Genomic DNA, 24,040 nt, shown 5'->3' with positions numbered 1-24,040 from the left:
GATGATGGAGAAAATACAGTCTACTTGGAATCGATTTACGAGTTCTAGACTCTGTTGGCCTTTAGCGGCATTGATTATTGTATTGCTTTTCAATTTCTTTTTTACGAAAGATTTTTTCGCGATTGAAATGAAAGATGGACACTTCTATGGAGTTACGATTGATATTTTGAATCGTGCTGCACCTTTGATGCTGCTCGCTATTGGTATGACTTTGGTCATTGCGACAAAAGGAATTGATATATCTGTAGGGTCGATGATTGCTATTTCTGGAGCGGTAGCAGCTTCGCTAATTGGTGGTGAGCTAGAATATGTCGATGGCGTAAAAACACTTGTTACACTTGTTCCCATGCCTGTTGCCATATTTACTGCTCTTTTGGTTACCACTCTTTTAGGGATGTGGAATGGATTATTAATTTCTAAAGTAGGAATTCAGCCAATTGTTGCCACGCTGATTCTACTGGTTGCTGGTCGGGGAATCGCCCAGCTGATTACTCAAGGGCAAATTATTACTGTATATTATAAACCGTTCCAATTCATTGGCACTGGATATATATTGGGATTGCCTTTTTCTCTCTTTCTTGTAGGGTTGGTTTTCGGTATTACCTTTTATGCAGTACGAAAGACAGCCTTAGGTCTGTTTATTGAATCGATAGGAATTAATGCCGTTGCGAGCAGGTTTGCAGGAATCAATGTGAGTAAATACATCTTTTCTGTCTATGCCTTCTCCGGCTTGTGTGCTGGCTTGGCAGGACTTATTATCTGTTCCAATGTAAGTTCAGCCGATGGAAATAATGCAGGATTATTTATCGAGCTCGATGCTATTTTAGCAGTTTCTCTTGGAGGGAATTCTCTGGACGGTGGTCGATTTTCTTTGGTCGGCAGCCTGATAGGGGCATTAGTTATTCAAAGTATTACAACAACAATTTATGCATTAGGAGTACCGCCAGAGATTACACTTGTGGTTAAATCCGTTGTTGTCATTATCATATGTCTGCTGCAATCTGCTAATTTTCGAAAAATTGTATTTTCTAAATGGACTCAAAAGAGGGGGATTCCAGGTGAAAAAAATGCAGCTAAGTTATAAATACATCAACCTGATGATTACGGTTGTATTGTTTTTTGCGTTATTTGCAGCGGGCTCCGTCTTGTATAATGGCTTTTTTTCCACACAAGTATTGCTCAATATGCTAATTGATAATGCCTTTCTGATTATTACAGCAATTGGTATGACCTTTGTACTTATTATTGGCGGAATTGATATTTCTGTGGGTTCCGTAATTGCGTTAGTATGTATGCTATCAGCATATTTACTGGAAATGCAGCACCTTAGCGCTATGGTTGTCATACCTCTAATGCTGCTTATGGGATTTCTCTTTGGTCTTGTGCAAGGTAGTTTTATTCATTTTTTTACGATACAGCCTTTTATTGTAACTCTTGCAGGTATGTTTTTAGCTAGGGGATTATGCTATGTAATTAGTATTGATACTATTATGATTACTAATCCCTTCTATCTATTTGTCGCTACTTATCGAATACCCTTGCCTTTTGATAATTATATTTCAATTAGTGTTATTATCGCTCTCGTGTTAGTGGCAGCAGCATTATATCTTAGCAATTATACTAGATTTGGGCGTGCCGTATATGCTATTGGCGGCAATGCACAATCGGCAATGCTGATGGGACTGCCAGTTGGCAGGACAAAAGTGCTGGTGTATGGTCTAAGTGGATTTTGCTCTGCCCTGTCAGGGGTTGTGTTTAGTTTTTATATGCTTTCAGGCTATGGACTACATGCCATGGGATTAGAAATGGATGCGATCGCATCTGCTGTTATCGGTGGAACACCTTTAACAGGCGGAGTCGGATTTGTCACAGGAACGCTTTTTGGAGTTTTGATCCAAGGAGTAATCCAAACACTAATCATGTTCCAGGGCACACTAAGTTCCTGGTGGACTAAAATTGCTGTTGCATTTCTACTCTGTTTGTTTATTGTACTGCAAAGAATCGTTGTCTCTAAAAAAGAGCGTACTAAGTCAATCACATAATACAACCCTAACGTTAAATACATGCGCCAGGATGCAGCACTTTGAATAGAGTAGATAAATAATATAGAAAAGTCACTCATAATGAGTGGCTTTTTTTGTATTGCATCATAGAATATTTGAGGATCTAGAAATCAAAATGAAACAAAACGATGGGTCAATGAAGAAAAATAATAATTGCGATTAAATTAGATTTAGCACGAAATTTGTCAATAAATAAAGTTAATAATTTACCATGGGATTACATATTTTTACAGTAATGATTTGATAGTATATTGAATTGTAATTGCTTTTATCTTAATAGAGGAGGACTTAGATGCTGTTAGATATTTTATACGGGTCATTTTGTGTTGGTGCTATCACGTTAGGTACTGTATTGTGCATGTACTTTAAATTGCCATAACCATGGCATTGTTAATAGTAGTAAATGGTAAAAGAGGTGTTTGATTTGAATAATTGCGAATGGAAAGAAAATCCGATTGTATTCATTGCTGGATTATTAGTAGTGTATACTGCAGGTAACTCAATTATGGCCTTATTCAATTTATAGAATATGGTACTCTTCCCGTTCTCTTTAAAATCCTGAAAAGAAAGTCGTTCCTAATGGGCGACTTTCTTTTTCATTAAATGCAGCAGCATTGTTGAAAGTAGAAATATATATAGCGATCGAGAATGATATCGATAACTAAAAGTTATCATGTAATGAATATTCGATATTATCTTTCTATTCTAATAAACCGTATAATGTGGATGAAGTCATTGCTGGTTTATTGAGTTAGAAGGAGAGATAGATATGAGTTTACGTGATGAGGCACTACAATATCATCGAAAGAATAATGGTAAACTGGGTGTGGTAGCTAAGGCCCCCATAAGAGATGGTTATGATCTTAGTCTGGCATATACACCAGGAGTAGCAGAACCCTGTATGGAGATCCACCGTGAGAAAGATCTATCCTTTGAATACACCTGTAGGGGGAACATGGTGGCAGTGATTACGGATGGAACTAGGGTATTAGGACTTGGGGATATTGGTCCAGAGGCAGCTATACCTGTAATGGAAGGAAAAGCTGTACTATATAAAACCTTTGCGGATGTGGATGCAATTCCTTTATCCATTGATACGAAGGATGCAGATGAATTTATCAAAACGGTTCGGATGCTGCAGCCTAATTTTGCAGGAATTAATTTAGAAGATATTTCTTCTCCTAAATGCTATGATATTGAAGATGCTCTAAAAAAAGAAATGGATATACCAGTGTTTCATGATGACCAGCATGGTACAGCTATTGCTGCAGTATCAGCTACTATTGGTGCACTGAGACTGGTAAAAAAACAATTGTCCGATGTCAAAGTTGTTGTCAATGGTGCTGGTGCGGCTGGTACTGCGATTGTACAACTCTTACTCAATGCTGGTGTGGGGCATGTCGTTATGATGAACTCCAAAGGTGCTATGTATGAGGGAATGGAGATGTCCCGAGTGAATCGGATTCAAGCTGCACTGTTGCCTAAAACCAACTTAAAGAAAGAGAAAGGCGGTATAGCAGATATTGCCAAAGGCGCAGATGTGCTGATCGGAGTATCCCAGCCTGGTTCCTTTACGACGGAAATTGTTCAGAGTATGAATGCAAATTCTATCGTATTTTCCTTGTGTAATCCAGAGCCGGAAATTAGCTATAAAGATGCTAAAGCTGCTGGGGTAAAAGTAGCGGGTACGGGGCGTTCGGATTCTCCGAATCAAGTGAATAATGTTACTGTCTTTCCTGGAGTTTTTCGTGGAGCCATAGATGTCAGGGCCCGCCAAATTAATGAAGAAATGAAACTAGCAGCGGTGTATGCCATTTCCGGGTTAATAGCAGAAGAAGAATTGCGGGAAGATTATGTTGTTCCCGATGTTTTTGATAAACGTGTTGCTCCAGCCGTGGCAGCAGCTGTAGCACAAGCGGCGATAAAAACAGGTGTTGCCAGAATAATCGTTGATCCTGAAGAAATAAGGGCTAAGACGGCAGCGAGAATTAATTGATCTTAATTCCTTAGCAGAAAAAAAGCACTACCCTCCATTGTAGAATAAACAATGAAGAGTAGTGCTTTTTACTATGATTATTAGATTTTAACAATACCTAATAGAATTGCTGCAAAGAGTGATACGAGACTAAGTCCCCACAATAATGGCATACAATACTTTAGATGCTCTTTTAATTCTACGCCAGCAAGTCCGATTGCCAGGAAGGTTGTTGCTGCATGAGGAGTAACAAGAACCCCATAGTTTTTACCAATCAACATTGCGTTAGCCATATTTACCGGGTCAATGCCATACTTACTTCCTACGCTCATAGCAACTGGAAGTAAGCCAAAGAAATAAGAATCTGTTCCGAGTAACATGCCAATCGGTACTGCAAATACTCCCATGATAAGATGTAAATATGGTCCTAAGAAAGGAGGAATGATCGAGATGAAGGCGATCGCCATACCATCGAGCATTTTAGCACCAGAAATGACTCCTAAAAATACGCCGGATGCCAATAAGATGGTGGCCATAGATAATGCTTCTCCAGCATGAGCCTTGAGCCGGGCGCTTTGTTCCTTAACATTAGGGTAATTTACAAGTAAGGCAATTGCCAATCCAAACATGAATGCTGCATATAATGGAATCTTAGTGAACATCATTAAAGCAATAACACCGATTGTCAAGAAAACATTGAACACCACTAGTTTAGGACGTTTTAGAGCTTCTGCCTTGGCGGATTTAGCAGCATTTTGCTCTTGCTCCTCAGCGGTAAGAGCAGCGGCATTTACGTCAAGTGCTTGCATACCAGCACCGCGTCTTTTCTCTAGTACTCCTAAGAAAGCAGCAAAGGCAAGAACGATGATCATTCCCACCACCTGAAGGGGAATTAAGGTATGCCATAACTGATTGATGTCTACTTTAGTAATAGCGGCTACTCTGGCAACAGGTCCGCCCCAGGGAACCAGATTCATGATACTCATAGCCGATCCGATAATGACGAGCATTATCAATGGTCTGATATTAAGTTTTTTGTACAAAGGCAGCATCGCTGGTACAGTTACCAACAAGGTAGCTGCCAAGGAGCCGTCGAGATGGGCAATTGTGGCGATAATACCAGTTGCTACTGTGATTGCTACAACATTATTTCCTGCTTTCTTAACTAAAAAGTTAATAAGAGGGTCAAACATCCCTGCATCAGACATTAACGCAAAGTAGATAATAGAAAACATAAATAAGACAGCAATAGGCATCGTAACAGCCACACCGTCTTTAACATATTTTGATACCTCTACAAAGGATGAGCCGACAGCGGCGGCAGCAACTAAGGGCACAAGGATGAATATGGGGGCTGGTGTTGCTTTTGATTGCATTAACAAATAGATAATAACGATTACCATGAGAAAACCAATAAATGCTAACATGTTTTTTCCTCCTGAATTTTTAGTATATTTCGTTAATAGGATAACACATTAATCGGCAGGGATATCTTTTTGTTCATTTTGGTTATAAAAATCTTAAAAGTAATAATAAGATATTTTCTGATTTCTAATTATTTTATTAATTAAAATGATGTATAATGATTTAATATGATGAATGTACTGTACTATTCATAGGTTATTCATTTAGTTCTTTACAATCTGAAAGGGACCTATAACTGTTAAACGCGGATTTACGACTAAGAAAGGAAATAGCGGGTTAGGTCTTGCGTTAATTGTGGACAAACTAAATCTAGTGGCTGGTGAGATATTTCATCGCAATCTGCCTAAAGGTGGAGTAGAGTTTTTTATCGTATGGTTACCCTATTAGTAGGAAGGTGATGAGTATGAAAAAAATCAAGGTCTTAATTGTAGAAGACGACCCTATGGTTGCGGAGATTAACAAGAATTATACGGAAGCTGTTGAAGGGTTTTGTGTTAGTTGTATTGCCCGAAATGGTAAAGATGCATTAGAGAAGATTAACGAAATAGATATAGATTTGGTCATTCTTGATATTTATTTGCCAGAAATCAATGGAGTAGACCTTCTATCACTCATTCGGAGGGAAGACAAAAACATTGATGTAATAATGATTACTGCTGCCGATGATTCTGATACTGTTAGTAGAGTATTGCGGCAAGGCGTAATTGCCTATATAACAAAACCTTTTAAGTTTGATCGTTATCGATTGATTCTTGAAAATTACAGACGACAAAAGCAAACGATACTGCAGAAGACAAATCTTGAACAAAGTGATATTGACAATCTGTTAGCTGTTTCAATTCAGAACGAAAAAAAAGCAATGCCTAAGAATCTTCATACGCAAACGCTGACTATGATTACTAATTATTTACTTGCGTGTAAAGAGCCGATCTCGGCTGAAGAACTTTCTTCTGGTGTGGGAATTTCACGGGTAACATGTAGACGTTACCTGGAGTATTTAGTCGATAAAGGACAATTGCAGATGGATTTGTCGTATATTTCAGTAGGTAGGCCAATCCACCGCTTCACGTTAGTAAGTACGGATATAAATCTATAAGTTATGAATACTATGGTCTAATTTAAGAGAAATAATAAACATGAAATTTTATAGCAAAATTTCATGTTTATCTATTTTTCTGGATAGATGGATTGGTCTTTTTGTATTATCGGCTAATCTCTATTGTAAAGATGGTGAACTAAAAAAACTAAATAAACAAAATAAACGAAACTCTGATTATTGAGAATTCTTTGATAATATATGATAACATAAGACTAGAGACGATACTTCTATATAGTGTGAAATTGTCGAAAGATTGCGCTAGATTATAGAATGATTCTCTTATTTAATCTTTAATTTTTATTGTATGAACAAACAGAAATGGGGGGTATTTATGAGTAAATTACTTAAATTAGCCCAAGCAGGGACAGTAGAATCAAGTGATATCCTTATTACTCTGGCACCAGCAGATGCTGGAACGGGGATACAAGTAGAACTAGTCAGTCCTACAATGCAGCAATATGGAAAGCATATCAACAATCTTATAACGGAGACACTTGCTAGCCACGGAATTGAAGATGTCCAGGTGAATGCTACTGACAGAGGCGCATTAGATTGTACAATAAAGGCCCGGGTAATAACTGCATTACAAAGAGCAGGAGAGTGAGGAGGATACAATGGAAAAGCTGAGAAGAAGCATGATGTTTGTTCCTGGTAACAATCCAGGAATGCTCCAAAATGCCGGAATTTATGGCGCTGATACGATCATTCTAGACTGTGAAGACGCCGTAGCGATTACGGAGAAAGATTCCGCAAGAAATCTTGTATTTCAAGCGATATCCGAAATGAATTATGGTACAGAAGTAGCTGTTCGAATCAATCACATTAGCACACCCTTTGGCTGGGATGATCTAAAACGAATCCTGCCGGCAAAACCGGATCTCATTCGTTTACCCATGTGCCAAGGGCCAGATGAAATCCGCCAAATTGATGAATTCATCAGCGAAGCAGAACAAAAAAATAACTTTCCTGCGGGATCTATAAAAATGATGGCGGCTGTTGAAACTCCCAAAGGATTACGATTAGCCTATGAAATCGCATCAGCCAGTCCCCGAATGGTGGCATTAGCCATTGGTGCAGAAGATTTTATTGCCAACTTAAAAACCACACGCAGTAAATTGGGTCGGGAGTTACTGGCGGCCAGAGGACAATTGGTACTGGCAGCTCGGGAAGCGGGCATTCAATGTATTGATACGGTTTTCTCTGATATTAATGATGAAGAAGGATTTAAAAATGAACTCGAACTCATTAAAGAAATGGGCTTTGATGGTAAATCCGTAGTAAATCCACGTCAAGTCAGTGTTGTTCATGATTTCTTTGCGCCTACGGCGAAAGAAATTGACCATGCCCAAAGAGTTCTTGCCGCTTATCAAGAAGCCCTTGAAAAAAAATCGGGGGTTATCTCACTAAACGGAAAAATGATTGATCTGCCGATTGTAGCAAGGGCAGAACGAACCTTGGCTTATGCGAAAGCTACTGCCGGGAAAGGAGGCAAATAAAAATGAAAAACTCCATCGGAAGAGAAATTCCTGATTATATACCTGGACTAGGGAAAGTGACTGGTTTTGGCGGTGCATTTGCCCGTAAACCTGTTGGACGGACTGCAGGGCCAGCTTTAAATACATGCCTGCCACGTGGGGATAAACTCTTAGCATCCATTGAAACTGCCATTGATGCCGTAGGCCTGAAAGACGGCATGACCATTTCGTTTCATCACCATTTTCGCAATGGAGATCGAATCCTAAATCGTGTTGTTGAAGCAATTGCAAAAAAGGGGATTCGTGATATTACCCTTTCCCCAAGCTCACTTAATACGGTCAATGACGCCATCATTCCCTACATTGAGCAGGGGGTCATTACCGCAATCGAAACAAGTGGTGCCAGAGGAAAAATGGGACGATTCTTAACAGAAGGACATTTGAAAAAACCGTTGCATATTCGCTCCCATGGCGGTCGGGCGCAGGCCATTGAAAGTGGCGCCATTCACATTGATGTAGCTTTCCTTGGTGCTCCGGCCTGCGATCGCTACGGCAACATTAACGGTATTCAAGGGCAATCAGCCTGCGGTTCTCTTGGATATGCAATACAAGATGCGGCCTATGCCGATCAAGTTGTAGCCATTACAGATAATCTCATGGCCCATCCACTGTTTCCCATTAGCATACCTCAAACCCAGGTCGATTATATTGTTGTAGTTGACAGTATTGGTGACCCAGCAGGGATCGCTTCAGGCGCCCTTCGTTATACGAAAGACCCAAAAGAATTGCTCATTGCCAAATATGCTGCCGATGTGATGGACTACTCAGGCTACTTGCAGCAGGATTTTTCCATGCAGCTTGGCAGCGGTGGCGCTTCCATGGCTGTTGGCCGGTTTATCAAAACAAAAATGCTAGAACGAGGAATTACCGGCAGCTTTGGAGTTGGCGGCATGACAGGTGTTTTTGCTGAAATGATGGAAGAAGGATTATTCAAAATGATGTTTGATGTGCAGGATTTTGACATTCCAGCGATTGAATCCATCAAGAAAAATAGCAACCATTTAGAGATGTCAGCCTCTTACTATGCAAACCCTCATAATAGTGGAGCGATTGTTAATAATCTTGACGCTGTGATATTAAGTGCAACCGAAGTTGACGTTGATTTTAATGTCAATGTGATTACCGATTCAAACGGAGTGATAATGGGTGCTTCCGGTGGTCACTGCGACACTGCAGCAGGAGCAAAACTAACCATTGTGGTAGCACCGCTGCTCCGTGGTCGTTTGCCCATGGTTAAGGATGCTGTTCAGACGGTAGTAACCCCTGGTGAAACAGTGGATGCTATTGTTACAGAGCGAGGAATTGCCATTAACCCTAAAAGATTAGACGTAATTGATAATTTAAAACATTCGGGTCTTCCCATTATGTCGATTTATGATCTTAAAGATATTGCTTATGGATTATGCGGGAAACCAGAACCGATTGAAGTCACTGATGAGATTGTTGGAGTTGTAGAATATCGGGATGGAACCATTATTGATGTAATCAGGCGTCCAATATTCTAGGTGGAATTGTCTCTCATATAAAAGCAAGAGGGATAGGGATTAAAAAAACAGTAAAAAGACCGGATACTGTCAGCAGTATCCGGTCTTTTTAAATAAAACTCTATCTTAAGTAAAAAATATGCAATAAAATTACAATTATTGTATTTTTATTGCAGGATTTTGATATTTAATGGTAAATAGAACATAGATAGGAATTTTACTTTTATTAAAGAAAGAACTAAATGAATGGGGGTAAGAATAAATGAGTCATGATAGTTCTGAAAAAGATTCTAATAGAAGTTTTGGAGCAGAGACTTCCAATAGCAGCTTTAGCGGCGGTTTTGGATTAGAGCTCTTAGATAATAGTGTGAATGGCGGCTTTGGAGCAGAGAACCCTAGCAGTGATTACAAGTCAGTCCTAGGAAGGGAAATTGCTATAGAATCAGTTGGGAGTATGTTAGATATTAATACTGATACTAAAGGGGGGATTGCAGGAGGGGCTGTTTATTTAGGAAATATGAATCGCTATTTTGTAAATGATTCACTAGAGGATATCTGTGATACCCGTGAAATTGGCAATGTTCAAAGTTGGTTTGAACGTGGCAGTATAGTTGGATCGGTAGTGAAAGCCGTCACTGATTTATATAATAAATATGTATCACCAGAAATGAAAAGTGTTGAGAAAGTTATTACAGATATCGATAATAAGATCGTAGCAAAAATTGAAGAAATTTCATCTGGGGGTTGGGATAGTCCCTACAGAAATATCCAGCTAGATGGTTGTATCAAAGGAGACATGGCAGAGTTTGATCAAAGCAATGTGTTTCACCGAAATGATGATCGTAATGAAATTCAACTCGATAGCTCTGCAGGAGAGGCTCTTAAGACGGGTGAGAAGACGGAGCATGGTGATTAAAAATCCAGAAGGTACTAATTTGATTCTTTGGTGAAGATGATTCTAAAATTAGAATTCTGAGTTTCTTTCATTAGGCAGTTTATAAGTTCCGTTTTTATATTCTCATTAATTTTGATATCTGCATATGGCGGTTCCCAATAATTCATGGTATCGCTAAAGGCAATGAATCCGTCTGTAAGCATTTTTCCTTGAATGATTGTTTCTTTGTCAGCGATCTCTACTTTAAGATACGATGCTGTTGCTGTTATTTTCATATGATCACCTCATTAATCGATTTATTTTATAGTTGGGGATTATTGTTATGATTCTTAGATTTTTCCAATTTTGGTTTTCTATTGTTATAATATAAGAAAAATATGACAGATTTATGACAAGCTTATGATTAGCGAACATTCGTTAATGAGCATTATCATATCGTCTTTAGAATAGATTGCTGCCTTTCAGTACTGTGCTGGGAGTAGCAATTTTTTTGTTATACAAAATAAAGTGTTACTTTAGTCCTCTTGTTGTTTGAAAGCCTTGCCAGGATACTAAATATGTGACAAAATCTATACGTATATGTTACTTATTTTACTAAAACTTCTAAAATAAGTGAGAATGTGACTAAAAGTTGGAAATAGGACATGTTTTGAATCCGAAGAAAGGAGTATCTATGGAAGAAAAAATAATTACAGAAAAAGAAAATTTAGCATATATGAACACCGGGAAGATTTGTTTGGCAGTAATAGCAAAAGGCTTTGGAATGCCAATTGACGAAGAAAAACTGACAAAAGAGTATGGGATTGGCGATGATCTCTTTGAACCAAAGGACTTAATAAAAGCTGCAAAGAAGATAAATCTGAAAGCAAAAGTAGTAAAAGCAGGGAAAAGGGGACTTTCTGCAATTACGGCTCCTGCAATTGGGATTATGAACAACGGGGATTATGTAGTGATTGGGGAAAATAATGCAAAGAAAGTAGCATTGTTTTCTCCAAGGCATGGACATTCCATCGTAATGCCCTTAGAAGAATTCCTCCTTAGTTGGACAGGTCAAGCTATTATATGTAAGCGCTCCTTTAATATAAAGGACATCAGCAGACAATTTAATTTAATTTGGTTTATACCTGTTGTAGTCCGATATAAGCGTTACTTCATAGAGATTTTGGGAGCCGCATTCTTTTTTCAATTATTTGGACTAGCAGTGCCTTTATGCACACAGGTAATCATTGATAAAGTAATTATTAATCACGGAACCGTCACTTTAAATATACTCGTTGTGGGGATGGTGTTTGTAGTCCTATTCCAAACCGTAATGAACCTGATTAGGACATATTTATTTACCCATACCACAAATAAAATAGATGTAATCTTAGGTACTAGAATGTTCCGTCTTCTGATGCATCTACCTATACAATTCTTTGAAAAAAGACGGGTTGGGGATACTCTGATGAGAGTATCTGCTTTAAATAATATTCGCGAATTTTTAACTGGTACCGCCATGACGGTGCTGATTGACTTGGGTTTTTCTGCCGTATTTTTTGCTGTAATGTTTTATTATAGTGCACCTTTGACTTTAATCGCTATTGCTGCCATACCCATTCAATTGGCAATCAATATAGTAGGAACGCCAATGTATCAGAAAAGACTGCAGGACTCTTGGAATGCCAGTGCAGAAAACAATGCGTTTGTTGTTGAAGCGATAACGGGCATTCATACTGTAAAGTCTCTGGCAGTGGAGCCGCAATTTAAGTTTAAATGGGAAAGATTATTAGCCAAAAGCGTTAGTACTAATCTGGATAAAGCACAGTTCAGCGTTGTATTAAATAATGGGGGAAGCCTTACACAAAAACTAGTTGCCTACTTACTGATCTGGTTTGGCGGATTTATGGTAATTGATGGAGCGGTAACAATCGGTCAGTTTATTGCTTTCCAAATGATGGCCAATCAGGCTGGTGCACCTTTATTGCGCTTAGTAGGAATGTGGCAATCTTTTCAGCAGACAAAGCTGGCTGTTACAAGAATCGGAGATATATTAAATGCAGTACCAGAACCAACTTGTTTGCCAGATGCAATTCGATTATCAGAAATCAAAGGCGAAATAAAACTTGAAAATATAACCTTTAGGTACTACATTGAGAATGATGAAGTACTGCGAAAAATCAATCTACACATAAAACCAGGGATGAAGATCGGTATCGTAGGGCGATCGGGCTCCGGGAAAAGCACATTAACCAAAATCATTCAACGATTATATATTCCTGAAGCAGGTCGGGTTTTGATTGATGGTGTGGATATAGCTCAAGCTGATCCAGCTTGGTTAAGACAGCAAATTGGTGTGGTGATGCAAGACAACTATCTGTTTAATGGCAGTGTGCGAGACAATATAGCTCTTGCCCGTCAAGGTGCAAGCATGGAAGAGATCAATCGGATTGCTAAGCTTGCGGGTGCTCATGACTTTATTCTCGAACTTCCTGAAGGATATGATACGATTGTCGGAGAACGGGGTGCTGCATTATCTGGTGGTCAGCGCCAGCGAATTGCGATTGCCCGGGCATTAATTTCCAATCCTAAGATTGTAATATTTGATGAAGCTACCAGCGCATTAGATTATCATTCCGAGCGGATCATCATGGGAAATCTTGCACAGATCGCAGCTGGACGTACAATGATCATCGTTGCTCACCGTCTGGCAAATGTCAAAGAGTGTGACGCAATTATTGTCATGGAGAAAGGTCAAATTATAGAACAAGGGACACATGACAAACTCATAAAGGACAGAGGCATATATTATAATCTCTATCAACAGCAAGGAGACTGCCATGCTTAATAAAATGTACGGATATATGAAGAATAAGGAAGAGTTAAAGAATCTTCCAGAAAAGGTAAAAGAATTTTATGAAAGAGTAAAAATTAAGAATATCGAAAGATTTAAAAGTAAGGAAGCTGAATTTTTACCTGCAGCTTTGGAAATCGTTGAATCGCCGCCATCCTATGGCAGCAGAACGGTATTATGGACATTTTTCATCTTAGCAGTTATTGCATTGCTGTGGGTGACATTTGGCAGTGTAAACGAAGTCGCAATAGCGCCAGGAAAAATTATTCCTAATGGCTATGTTAGAGTGCTTCAAGCGGAAGATAAGGGGATCATTAAAAAGATTCATGTTGTAGATGGACAAAAAGTACAAAAGGGAGATTTGTTATTAGAATTAGATACTACATATTCTGCAGATGATTTAGCTAAGGTGAAAAGGGAAGCCATTAATGCCCAGCTTGAAGTAGAGCGCCTGACCGCCGAAAAAGAAAATCGATCCTTTCTGCCCCATGCAATACTCGAAGCAGAAGAAAACGATAGACAAGCGCAAATCAATCTCTATAACAGTCGTAATTTTGCATATCAGACAAGATTCGAAGAAGCCCGGCATATGGTGCAGCAATATCAGCAAAATTTGCTGAGTGCTCAAGTGGAGAAGAATAAACTAACAAAGCTGCATCAGCTTGCCAAAGAAAAAGAAAGTAAACTAGAACAGCTAGTAAATGAAAATGCAATATCAAAATTTACCTTGATAGACCAGCAAAGTAAACGAGAAGAAGTTGAGCAGAATTTAGCAGAACAAGAATCGATAATCAAGGCACAAGAATCCTTATTATCAAAAAGCCAGGCCTCTTTAGCACGGGTTGTAGCAGAAAAAAATGTGGAGGTTGACACAAAGCTGGTTGAGGCAAGACAAAAACGTTTCTATTGCAATGAAGCATTGAAAAAAGCAGAAGAAAAGAATCGTTTAGCAACCATTGTGGCACCAGATGACGGGTATATAAGCAATTTAGCAGTGCATACAATTGGAGGCATTGTGACGCCTGCCCAGGTATTGCTGGAGGTAGTGCCTGATAAAGTCAGCTTAGAAGTTGAGGCCTGGGTGGCAAATAAAGATATTGGATTTATACAGAAGGGACAATCTGCTGAGGTGAAGATAGAATCCTTTAATTTTCAAAAATATGGTACGATTCCTGCTGTTGTCGTTACGATTAGCCCAAATGCAGTAGAAGATCGGGAAAAGGGCAATGTATATCGAGTCATTTTGCAAATGGATAGAGACCATGTGGTTGTGAACAACCAAGAAACGCGTTTCAATAGTGGTATGGTGGTCAATGCTGAAATTAAAACGCGGCAAAAGCAAATCTATGAATTTTTCTTAGAGCCATTTAAAAAATACAAAAGCGAATCTTTGAGAGAGAGATAGGATATGGCTAAACAAAATATGCAAGAAGAAGTGAAACTACAAGATAATATTTTTGTTGATTCAGCATTAAAATGCTTACTAATGATAGCCCAAATGATTGGCATTGCAGCCGATGAAAAACAAATACGTCGTGCTCACATCATAGGCAATGAAGGGATGGATTTAACAACTCTTATCCGAACAGCGAAAGAAATGGGACTAAAAGCTCATTTTACAGATTACAGTAATAAAAAAGGTAAAGCATCATTCCCTTTGCCTGCAATTGGGATCTTAAAAAATGGCTGTTACATAATCATACTGAATCGAGATCGTGAAAACACAATTGTCTTTGACCCTTACAAAAACCATCCAGTAAGCATTGCAGAAAGTGTTTTCTTAGAACAATGGAGTGGCAAAATCATTCTGATTGCGAAGCAGCCTAGCTATATCGAAAAAGAAGAGCCCAAATTTGGATTAGCCTGGTTTCTCCCGATCATTATGCAGTACAAAAAAGCTTTTGGTAAAGTACTGCTGCTTTCATTAGTGTTACAGCTATTTGGACTTGTGAGCCCTTTATTTACCCAAGTAATTATCAATAAGGTTTTAGTGCATCACGGTCTGAGTACCCTCAATATATTCATTGTAGGCATGTTAATCCTTTGCATATTTGAAGCATGGATTAATGGGTTAAGAAGTTGTATGCTGAACCACCACGTAAGTAAAATTGATGTTACGCTCAGTGCAAGAATCTTTCATCATGTTATGGCATTGCCAATACGGTTTTTCGAAAAATATAAAGTTGGTGAGATTGTATCTCGCATTCGAGAGTTGGATACGATACGGGGGTTTATTGTCGGATCTGCTTTTACTGCGGTTCTCGACAGTGTATTTTCAGTAATTTATCTTGCCATCATGTTTACGTATAGCGGTTCTCTTACCGGAATAACATTAGCAGCTTTAGGGCTTTATATCATCCTTAATTTAATCTTGACCCCTTTGTTTCGAAGGAAATTAAAAGAGAAATTTAAACTTGAGACTGCAAACCAAACCTTTATGATAGAAGCCATTACGGGAATCCAAACTGTAAAATCCTTGGCCGTAGAAAAATATTTCATTCAAAAGTGGGATGAAATGTTATCGAGATATATTAAATCAGTTTTTGTCACTGCGAATATAAACAATATTGGTCATAATGCTGCAGCGTTAATTCAGCAGCTTTGCATGATTAGCATACTGTGGGTTGGCATCAATCAAGTCATGGAGAATCGGCTAACGGTTGGAGAATTGATTGCTTTTCAAATGTATTCCAGTTTTGTAGTTTCTCCGGTACTGCGATTAGTTGATCTTTGGCAGAACTTCCAACAGACAAGAGTATCGATCAATCAGCTTGATGATATTATGAGTGAAAAATCAGAACCTATTTTTGATCCAAATCGAACCACACTATCAACGATTCGTGGAGAAATTATATTAGATCGAGTCACTTTCCGGTACCGGGAAGATACAAATGAGATACTTAGCCAAATCAATCTGAAAATAGAGGCTGGTGCCAGTATTGGTATTGTTGGTCGGTCGGGATCAGGTAAAAGTACCTTGACGAAAATCATTCAAAGGCTGTATGTGCCGGAAACAGGCAGAATACTAATTGATGGTGTGGATATGGCTCAAGTAGAACCTGCTTGGCTGAGAAGACAGGTAGGGGTAGTGCTGCAAGAAACCTATCTGTTCAATGGGAGTATTAAAGATAACATTGCATTAGCTAAAATGGATGCGAGTATGGAAGAAATACAGAAGGTGGCACAGATTGCAGGAGTAGATGAATTTGCCAATGAGATGCCCAATGGGTATAACACGATTGTAGGGGAACGAGGTGCTACCTTATCAGGAGGGCAAAAACAACGCATCGCCATTGCCCGGGCATTGCTTACAGATCCTAGAATTCTTATTTTTGATGAGGCTACCAGTGCATTAGACAATGAATCAGAAAATAGTATAAAAGCGAATCTTGGACAAATGGCAGCAGGACGAACATTAATCATGATCGCTCATCGACTAACGACAATACGTGACTGTGATACCATTATTGTAATGGAACAGGGAAAGATCATTGAACAAGGATCGCACCTTGAATTGCTGGCCCAAAAAGGCAGTTATTACGAATTGTATAGGCTGCAGGAAATTGAGAGCAAAAATGTAAGTTGAAAAAAAACAGGATCACCCTTAAGACGGGTGGTCCTGTTTTTATTGAACAGATGTAAAAATATGATTTTGAACTGCAACACTTTTACGTACGTTCTATTTGTGAGATATTGATAAAATGGTGCTCCTAATGTATAATAATGAACTGTAAAGACAAATAGTAAACCCATAGAAAAGGCCATTAGAGGCAAAGCGGGGGTGGTTTCTATCAAAAAAATTATTGATGACACAAGGCTCATTTTTAAGTGCTGCAGCCTTTACTATGATGATAATATAAGCCAGCAGGAAATTTGTGAGCAACTGAATATTTCCAGGCCGTCCGTTTCAAGGATGATTAAATTAGGCCGAGAGCTAGGCATTGTAAAGATTGAGGTCAATAATCCCTACAATTTAACATTTGGAAAACTAGAACGAGAATTAGAGAAGAAATTTGGTCTTAAGGAAGTTATTGTAGTGGAATCAAGTCCGATTGAAACGGGTACAGAAAGAATTAGCAGCAGCTTAGGAGAAGAAACAATAAACTTTCTGTCCAGAACCTTAGAAGATGGTGACATTGTAGGGGTTTCTATGGGAATGACGCTGCAAAATGTAATTAGAGCAAAACGCAATATTGAAGAAGCCATCCGGTGTACCTTTGTACCTATTGTTGGTGGTATTGGTGAAAGTAGATTGGATATTCACTCCAACTACATTGCTGGTGAATTTGCAAAATTATTTGGCGGCGATTGTGTACAATTTTTCTCTCCCGCAATTTTTTCAAATGTAACCGTATTAGAAGGATTCCTTCAAGAAAAGTCGGTGAGAAGCATTTTTAATCTGTATCGGAATGTTGGTACTGTCATTATGGGAATCGGCATACCGGAACGAGGCGGTTCAACACTGATGACTACTGGTTATATTGATGGAGAAGTATTGGATAGCTTTGTTGCAGCGGGTGCAGTTGGTGATATTTCACTACAATTTTTTGATCAATCCGGCAGTACAGAAAACTTCAAAGAGTTTAACGACAGAGTAGCCGGCATGCCAATTGAACAATTGAAAAAAGTACAAAAGAGGATTGGTATTGCGGGCGGCAGCCAGAAAGCACAAGCCGTAATGGGTGCGATTAAAGGCGGGTTCTTAAATATATTGATTACTGATCTTGATTGTGCAAATGCTTTAATTGAGATGTGATTGATAGAGAATAGGAGGTAATTTGCAATGGATTCGAGCAACTTATTTTTGGGCTTGATCATTCTTATGGTTGTTCAAGCAATTGGCACTTATATACAAGTTCAGCAATATAAAAAAGCAGTTCGAAGATTGCACAAAATGGGCAATGTTGGTATTGGCAGCAAAAAAGGCAGATTTAGACCTGGAAATATCGTTGTTATTGCTTGTAATAGTAAGGGAATCATTACAGCGGGTGAAATAATGGAGGGATATACTGTTTTTAATGGATTTAAAGAAGTTCGCGGGATAATTGGTAAAAGCATTTACCAACTGCGAGCAGAATATGAAGAGCTGCCAGAGAAGAAACAGAAAGCATATAAAGCACATATTCAGGCATTGGATGCTTTGAATTTCAGATTGAATCCTATAGAAATATAAAATAGCCTTATTAAGATTAACCCTATATGTAAAAGATTTAAAAAATAAAAAAATACAAAATGGAGGAGCAGAATATGGAATTAATAGCTGAATTGGCCAATGGTTTTATGGAGCTTTTTAAAGCGGGAGCAGATACCTTTGCAGGATGGGTAATTGGGATTATTCCGCTAATCGTTGTTCTGATGACGGCAGTGAGTGCTGTTATCAAATTAATCGGTGAAGAACGTGTTCAGAGGTTGGCACAAAAAGCGACAACCAATATTATTACCCGTTATACGATACTGCCGATATTATCTGTTTTATTTTTAGGAAATCCCATGTGCTATAGTTTTGGACGTTTTGTAGAAGAAAAGCATAAACCTGCTTTTTATGATGCAACAGTAAGTTTTCTGCATCCGGTAACGGGATTATTCCCTCATGCTAATGGCGGTGAATTATTTGTTTATATGGGGATAGCTGCAGGGGTTACAGCTCTTGGTTATCCGTTAGGTTCTTTAGCTGTCAGATATTTTCTGGTTGGAATCATTGTTATCTTAATACGTGGTTTTGTGACAGAAAAGATTTATGCTGCAATGAAAGCAAGAGAGCAATAAAGATTACTGCACTGTTTGATTATAAATTGTAGAGAGGAATGATTTTATGTATAAATCCATTACCATTTCAAAAGGAAACGGCGGCTGGGGTGGTCCTTTAACGATCATGCCAACCGATACCTGCAATAAAATTGTGAGCGTTACTGGTGGCGGTATTCATCCAGTGGCAGCTAAAATAGCGGAAATGACAGGTTGTGAAGCGATTGACGGATTTGTGACATCGGTCCCGGATCATGAAATGTTGGTTGCCGTTGTGGATTGCGGGGGGACAGCGCGTTGTGGCGTTTACCCAAAAAAGAAAGTCTTTACGGTAAATTTAACGCCCGTTGGGAAAGTAGGACCACTGGCTCAGTTTATTACCGAAAATTTATATGTATCAGCAGTCACCGAAAAAACACTGGCATATGCTGCTGAAGGCGCTGTCTTAACAAGCAAAGAAGGAACTGCTGTTGAGCAAAAAACAGCTAATGCTGAGCCAAAAACAAAAGCCCAGGCAAGAGCCGAACTGGCAGCAATGAATGCTGGGAAAAAGAAGAATATTATTACCCGTCTTGGGATTGGTGTTGGCGGAGTCGTAAATAAATTCTATCAGGCAGGCCGAGATACCATTGATATGGTCATAAAGAGTATTTTACCATTTATGGCATTTGTAAGTATGATCATTGGGATTATTAAAGTATCTGGTATTGGAACCCTGATTGCGACTACTATTTCGCCATTGGCAAGTACACTGCCAGGGATGCTGGTCATTTCCGTTGTGTGCTCCCTGCCTTTTATATCACCAGTTATTGGTCCAGGTGCAGTTATTGCACAAGTTGTGGGAACCTTGCTGGGGGTTGAAATTGGTTTAGGCCATATTCCGGTGCAATATGCATTACCTGCTTTATTCGCAATTAATGCACAGGTAGGTGGAGACTTTGTTCCCGTAGGATTAAGCCTCGGGGAAGCTGAGCCTGAAACCATTGAACTTGGTGTTCCTGCAGTGTTATATTCACGCATCATCACCGGACCTTTATCAGTTATTATTGCGTATTTATTCAGCTTTGGTATGTATTAAGCAAATCAGAAGGGGGAAAACAAATGAAATATCATTCTGCGATTACTGGCTGGGGAACAGGTGCTTTTGAGTTTCTTAGTGATAAAGACTTGAATTTTATTATCATTTTTAATGAAGGAGCACCACTGGAATTGCAAGAAATTGCGGTTTTACACAAACCTGCCCCACTCCTTACAGAGTTGGCGGTAGGCGATACCGTAATTATTTGTGATAAGGCATTTACGATAACGGCAATTGGTTCTGAAGCGCCCCATACCTTAAAAGAACTTGGTCATTGTACCTTTAGCTTTAAAGGTGGTACAGAACCCGAACGTCCCGGCTGCATTATGCTGGAAGGGGAAGAATTAATCCCAGAAGATATTACCCTAGGTGGTATCATTGAAATTTTTTAACGATTAAATTTTACAGGAAGCTGAACTATTTAACTTGTTGTGAATTTTAAAATAATAATACTAAAAGGAGCTCTACTATGTTAAATATGAATCAGAAACTAATTAAACGCCAACAAGAAGGAAAAATCATTCGTACAGGTATTGTAGGAGCAGGACAAATGGGAAGAGGTATGGTGACGCAAATGGTATTGATGCAAGGCATCATGCCGTCCATCGTATCCGATATTAATGTTGAAAATGCTGTACATGCCTTTCATTATGCCGGCATAAAAGACGATCAAATTGCTATTGTTGATACTCTTGCAGATGCAAATAAATGGATAGAAGCTGGAAAATATGTTGCGACTGTCAATGCAGACCTCATTTCTCAAGCTAATTTGGTAGAATGTGCAATTGATGCTACGGGCGTTCCCGATGTAGGTGCGAAAGTGGCAACGGATGCCATGAGAAATGGTAAACATGTGGTCATGCTGAATGTGGAAACAGACGTTGTTATTGGACCCTATCTGAAACGGTTAGCGGCACAACAAGGCGTTATTTATACTGGTTCGGCTGGTGATGAGCCTGGCGCTGTTATGGAATTATATTGTTTTGCCAAAGCAATGGGTATGGATGTTAAAGTTATGGGAAAAGGCAAAAACAATAAACTTGACTATGCCTGCAATCCGGATAGTGTACTGGAAGAAGCAACTCGACGTAAGATGAGTCCTAAAATGCTCTGCTCTTTCAAAGATGGTACAAAAACGATGGTAGAAATGACGGCTATGTCAAATGCTACCGGGTTGATTCCAGATGTAATCGGCGGACATGGTGTTGCAGCGACTGTGAAAGAATTGCCGGACTTATATAGACTCAAACAAGATGGCGGTATCTTAAATAAACATGGTGTTGTTGAATATGTAAATGGCATTGCCCCAGGAGTATTTGTTGCTGTTTCTACTGAAAATGAAGAAATCGCCTATCAAATGCGCTATCACAGTATGGGTAATGGTCCATTATGGATTTTGTATCGTCCATATCATTTGTGTAACTTAGAAACTCCATTAACCGTTGCGAAAGCTGTAATTGATGGTGAATCTACGATCGTGCCTATCGATGGTCTTGTGAGTGAATGCATTACTGTTGCAAAAACAGATTTGAAAGCGGGTCAATACATTGATGGTATTGGTTGTTACACAACCTATGGCTCGATTGCCAGTGCTGCAGAATCTGATGCTAAAGGTTATGTTCCTTACGGTTTGGTATCGAACAAGACTCGCATGTTAAAAGATGCGAAAAAAGGTCAGCTTTTAACGTTGGATATGGTGGAATTAGATCAAACAACACTGATCTACAAACTTCGTAAAGAACAAGATGCGATATATAACAAGTAGAATATTTATCGATTAAGAGTTACAATAAAAGCTGATATGATTTTTCATATCAGCTTTTATTGTAAAACTACTAATTACAAAAAAACAGTATGTAAAAGGAGAGAAACAAATGGGTAAAATAGAAGAAATGTCAGTAAATGCAATTCGAATTCTAGCGGCAGATTCTGTACAAAAAGCGAATTCCGGTCATCCTGGACTGCCCCTTGGCTGCGCAGCCATGGCTTATGAATTATGGGCAAATCACATGAAACACAATCCTAAAAATCCGAAATGGGTAAATCGAGACCGCTTTGTTTTATCAGCCGGTCATGGATCTGCATTACTCTATTCGCTATTACATTTATTTGGCTATGGTAATTTGTCAATTGAAGATCTAGCGCAATTTCGGCAAGAGGATTCGCTGACTCCAGGTCATCCGGAATATGGTCATACCGTAGGAGTGGAAGCTACAACCGGGCCACTTGGCGCTGGTATGGGTATGTCCGTAGGTATGGCAATGGCAGAAGCCCATCTTTCTTCCATATTTAATAAAGAGGGATTTCCTATCGTAGATCATTATACCTATGTACTAGGCGGTGATGGATGCATGATGGAAGGAATCACCTCAGAAGTGCTATCATTGGCAGGAACCTTGAGTCTAAGTAAGCTGATTGTATTTTACGATAGCAACAACATTACCATAGAAGGAAGCACGGATATTGCTTTCACAGAAGATGTAGAAAAAAGAATGCAGGCATTTGGTTTCCAGACTATCATAGTAGAGGATGGAAATGATCTTGAGGCAATTGGAAAGGCAATTCAAGAGGCAAAAGCCGAAACCAATAAACCATCATTTATCATAGTAAAAACACAGATTGGCTATGGCTGCCCGGCAAAACAATGCAAAGCAAGTGCACATGGCGAACCCTTAGGTATAGAAAATGTTGCAGCTTTAAAAGAAAATCTCGGATGGGAAAAACAAGATGCGTTTTATGTCCCTGATGCAGTTTACCATCATTACAAAAAGATTGCAGAAAAAAAAGCAGAGGATGAAACAACTTGGAATAAGCTGTTTTTGGCCTATAGTGAAAAATACCCTGAGATGAAAACTCTTTGGCAGCAATATTTCGATACCAATGCATTAACAGATCTTCTTAATAAAGAAGAGTTCTGGGCTTATGCTGACAAGCCAGACGCAACGCGAAACCTGTCTGGAGTTATGATCAACCGCATTAAAGATATATTGCCAAACTTTATTGGCGGCAGTGCCGATCTTGCGCCTTCCAATAAAACACATATGAAAGATGCCGGAGATTTTTCAAAAACGAACTACAGCGGCAGAAATATTCACTATGGTGTAAGAGAACTCGGAATGGCAGCAATTGGTAATGGTCTTGCATTGCATGGAGGACTGAAAACGTTTGTTGGGACTTTCTTTGTATTTAGTGACTATGTAAAACCAATGGCAAGATTGGCATCACTGATGGAACTGCCTGTTACATATGTTTTGACGCATGACAGCATCGGTGTTGGTGAAGATGGTCCCACCCATGAACCAATCGAACAATTAGCCATGCTGAGAGCAATGCCGAATTTCACCGTGTTCAGACCAGCAGATGCAACCGAAACATGTGCTGCATGGTACTATGCCATTACATCGGCAAAAACGCCGACTGCTTTGGTGTTATCAAGGCAAAATCTGCCACAGCTAAAAGGGGCAAGCAAAGAAGCTTTAAAAGGTGGATATGTCCTGGCCGATTCCAATAAAGCAGTGCCAGATGGAATTATTATAGCAAGCGGATCAGAAGTGGAATTGGCAGTGAATGCCAAAGTAGAATTAGCGAAAGAAAATATTGATGTAAGAGTCGTAAGTATGCCATCTGTAGATGTTTTTGAGGAGCAGTCAGACGAATATAAAGAAAGCGTGCTGCCCAAAGCCGTGAGAGGGAGAGTTGCAGTAGAAGCAGCCAGCGATTTTGGTTGGGGCAAGTATGTTGGACTTGATGGTGCCTATGTAACCATGAAAGGTTTTGGGGCATCAGCGCCAGCGAAAACATTATTTAATAAATTTGGTTTCACTACAGAAAATGTTGTTGCAGTAACCAAGAAGGTATTGAAAAGCAACTAGCGTAAAAAAAATGAAACTGTAGTGTTAAAAAAGGAG

General features: G+C 39.1%; 20 protein-coding genes. 18 read left to right on the top strand and 2 right to left on the bottom strand.

Going from position 1 to position 24,040, the window contains the following annotated elements:
* The first annotated feature begins 1 nt into the window (after nucleotide 1).
* From FR7_RS13390 to FR7_RS13380, 3 genes are all read left to right on the top strand, one after another.
* Nucleotides 2–1,084: an ABC transporter permease gene (locus FR7_RS13390; RefSeq protein WP_007935171.1), complete on the top strand. Its 1,083-nt coding sequence runs from the start codon at nucleotides 2–4 to the stop codon at nucleotides 1,082–1,084.
* Nucleotides 1,059–2,042, top strand: a complete 984-nt coding sequence (gene yjfF, locus FR7_RS13385) for a galactofuranose ABC transporter, permease protein YjfF (protein ID WP_007935170.1) — start codon at nucleotides 1,059–1,061, stop codon at nucleotides 2,040–2,042. The genes FR7_RS13390 and yjfF overlap by 26 nt, the downstream gene beginning before the upstream one ends.
* 790 nt (nucleotides 2,043–2,832) lie before the next feature.
* Nucleotides 2,833–4,059, top strand: coding sequence for an NAD(P)-dependent malic enzyme (locus FR7_RS13380; RefSeq protein WP_007935168.1), 1,227 nt, complete (start codon nucleotides 2,833–2,835; stop codon nucleotides 4,057–4,059).
* 80 nt (nucleotides 4,060–4,139) lie between these two features.
* On the opposite strand, the gene FR7_RS13375 is transcribed toward FR7_RS13380, so the two are convergent.
* Nucleotides 4,140–5,465 (bottom strand): CitMHS family transporter, encoded by a 1,326-nt coding sequence (locus FR7_RS13375; protein ID WP_007935166.1) that lies wholly within the window; start codon nucleotides 5,463–5,465, stop codon nucleotides 4,140–4,142.
* A gap of 401 nt (nucleotides 5,466–5,866) precedes the next feature.
* Here FR7_RS13375 and FR7_RS13370 point away from each other — a divergent pair, with 401 nt between their 5' ends.
* The 5 genes from FR7_RS13370 to FR7_RS13350 all read left to right on the top strand — a co-directional run bounded on the left by FR7_RS13370 (nucleotide 5,867) and on the right by FR7_RS13350 (nucleotide 10,497).
* Nucleotides 5,867–6,559 (top strand): response regulator, encoded by a 693-nt coding sequence (locus tag FR7_RS13370; RefSeq protein ID WP_017531264.1) that lies wholly within the window; start codon nucleotides 5,867–5,869, stop codon nucleotides 6,557–6,559.
* A gap of 334 nt (nucleotides 6,560–6,893) precedes the next feature.
* Nucleotides 6,894–7,166, top strand: a complete 273-nt coding sequence (citD, locus tag FR7_RS13365) for a citrate lyase acyl carrier protein (protein ID WP_007935151.1) — start codon at nucleotides 6,894–6,896, stop codon at nucleotides 7,164–7,166.
* Nucleotides 7,167–7,176: 10 nt separating this feature from the next.
* The gene (locus FR7_RS13360) at nucleotides 7,177–8,058 is read left to right on the top strand and encodes an aldolase/citrate lyase family protein (protein ID WP_007935144.1); all 882 of its coding nucleotides are present in this window, start codon (nucleotides 7,177–7,179) and stop codon (nucleotides 8,056–8,058) included.
* A 2-nt stretch (nucleotides 8,059–8,060) separates the two neighbouring features.
* Nucleotides 8,061–9,602 carry a citrate lyase subunit alpha gene (gene citF, locus FR7_RS13355; protein WP_007935142.1) on the top strand — a complete coding sequence of 514 codons (1,542 nt, stop codon included), beginning with the start codon at nucleotides 8,061–8,063 and terminating at the stop codon, nucleotides 9,600–9,602.
* A gap of 241 nt (nucleotides 9,603–9,843) precedes the next feature.
* Nucleotides 9,844–10,497: a hypothetical protein gene (locus FR7_RS13350; RefSeq protein WP_007935136.1), complete on the top strand. Its 654-nt coding sequence runs from the start codon at nucleotides 9,844–9,846 to the stop codon at nucleotides 10,495–10,497.
* 14 nt (nucleotides 10,498–10,511) lie between these two features.
* Here the strand turns inward: FR7_RS13350 and FR7_RS13345 are convergent, their stop codons facing one another.
* A complete protein-coding gene (locus FR7_RS13345; protein WP_007935135.1) occupies nucleotides 10,512–10,751 on the bottom strand; it encodes an Imm74 family immunity protein in 240 nt (79 codons plus the stop codon).
* A gap of 398 nt (nucleotides 10,752–11,149) precedes the next feature.
* Between FR7_RS13345 and FR7_RS13340 the strand changes: the two genes are divergently transcribed.
* The 10 genes from FR7_RS13340 to tkt all read left to right on the top strand — a co-directional run bounded on the left by FR7_RS13340 (nucleotide 11,150) and on the right by tkt (nucleotide 24,004).
* A complete protein-coding gene (locus FR7_RS13340; RefSeq protein ID WP_007935134.1) occupies nucleotides 11,150–13,303 on the top strand; it encodes a peptidase domain-containing ABC transporter in 2,154 nt (717 codons plus the stop codon).
* A complete protein-coding gene (locus tag FR7_RS13335; RefSeq protein ID WP_007935133.1) occupies nucleotides 13,296–14,714 on the top strand; it encodes an HlyD family type I secretion periplasmic adaptor subunit in 1,419 nt (472 codons plus the stop codon). The genes FR7_RS13340 and FR7_RS13335 overlap by 8 nt, the downstream gene beginning before the upstream one ends.
* Before the next feature lie 3 nt (nucleotides 14,715–14,717).
* Complete coding sequence (locus FR7_RS13330) at nucleotides 14,718–16,895, top strand: peptidase domain-containing ABC transporter (protein WP_007935131.1); 2,178 nt, start codon at nucleotides 14,718–14,720, stop codon at nucleotides 16,893–16,895.
* A gap of 195 nt (nucleotides 16,896–17,090) precedes the next feature.
* On the top strand, nucleotides 17,091–18,065 hold the full coding sequence (locus FR7_RS13325) for a sugar-binding transcriptional regulator (protein ID WP_007935129.1): 975 nt from the start codon (nucleotides 17,091–17,093) through the stop codon (nucleotides 18,063–18,065).
* A 27-nt stretch (nucleotides 18,066–18,092) separates the two neighbouring features.
* Nucleotides 18,093–18,482 carry a transcriptional regulator GutM gene (locus FR7_RS13320; RefSeq protein ID WP_007935128.1) on the top strand — a complete coding sequence of 130 codons (390 nt, stop codon included), beginning with the start codon at nucleotides 18,093–18,095 and terminating at the stop codon, nucleotides 18,480–18,482.
* Nucleotides 18,483–18,556: 74 nt separating this feature from the next.
* A complete protein-coding gene (srlA, locus tag FR7_RS13315) occupies nucleotides 18,557–19,075 on the top strand; it encodes a PTS glucitol/sorbitol transporter subunit IIC (RefSeq protein ID WP_007935126.1) in 519 nt (172 codons plus the stop codon).
* A gap of 46 nt (nucleotides 19,076–19,121) precedes the next feature.
* Complete coding sequence (gene srlE / locus FR7_RS13310; protein ID WP_007935124.1) at nucleotides 19,122–20,132, top strand: PTS glucitol/sorbitol transporter subunit IIB; 1,011 nt, start codon at nucleotides 19,122–19,124, stop codon at nucleotides 20,130–20,132.
* A 23-nt stretch (nucleotides 20,133–20,155) separates the two neighbouring features.
* Entirely contained in the window at nucleotides 20,156–20,524 is a 369-nt protein-coding gene (locus FR7_RS13305; RefSeq protein WP_007935122.1) for a PTS glucitol/sorbitol transporter subunit IIA, read from the top strand.
* 77 nt (nucleotides 20,525–20,601) lie between these two features.
* Nucleotides 20,602–21,897, top strand: coding sequence for an NAD(P)H-dependent oxidoreductase (locus FR7_RS13300; protein WP_007935119.1), 1,296 nt, complete (start codon nucleotides 20,602–20,604; stop codon nucleotides 21,895–21,897).
* Nucleotides 21,898–22,006: 109 nt separating this feature from the next.
* Nucleotides 22,007–24,004, top strand: a complete 1,998-nt coding sequence (gene tkt, locus FR7_RS13295; RefSeq protein WP_007935117.1) for a transketolase — start codon at nucleotides 22,007–22,009, stop codon at nucleotides 24,002–24,004.
* The last annotated feature ends 36 nt before the right edge of the window (nucleotides 24,005–24,040 follow it).

This window comes from Pelosinus fermentans DSM 17108 (assembly GCF_000271485.2).
GTDB lineage: Bacteria > Bacillota > Negativicutes > DSM-13327 > DSM-13327 > Pelosinus > Pelosinus fermentans.
Note: the sequence above shows the minus strand (reverse complement) of the source record. Positions and strands in the feature narration are given on the sequence as shown.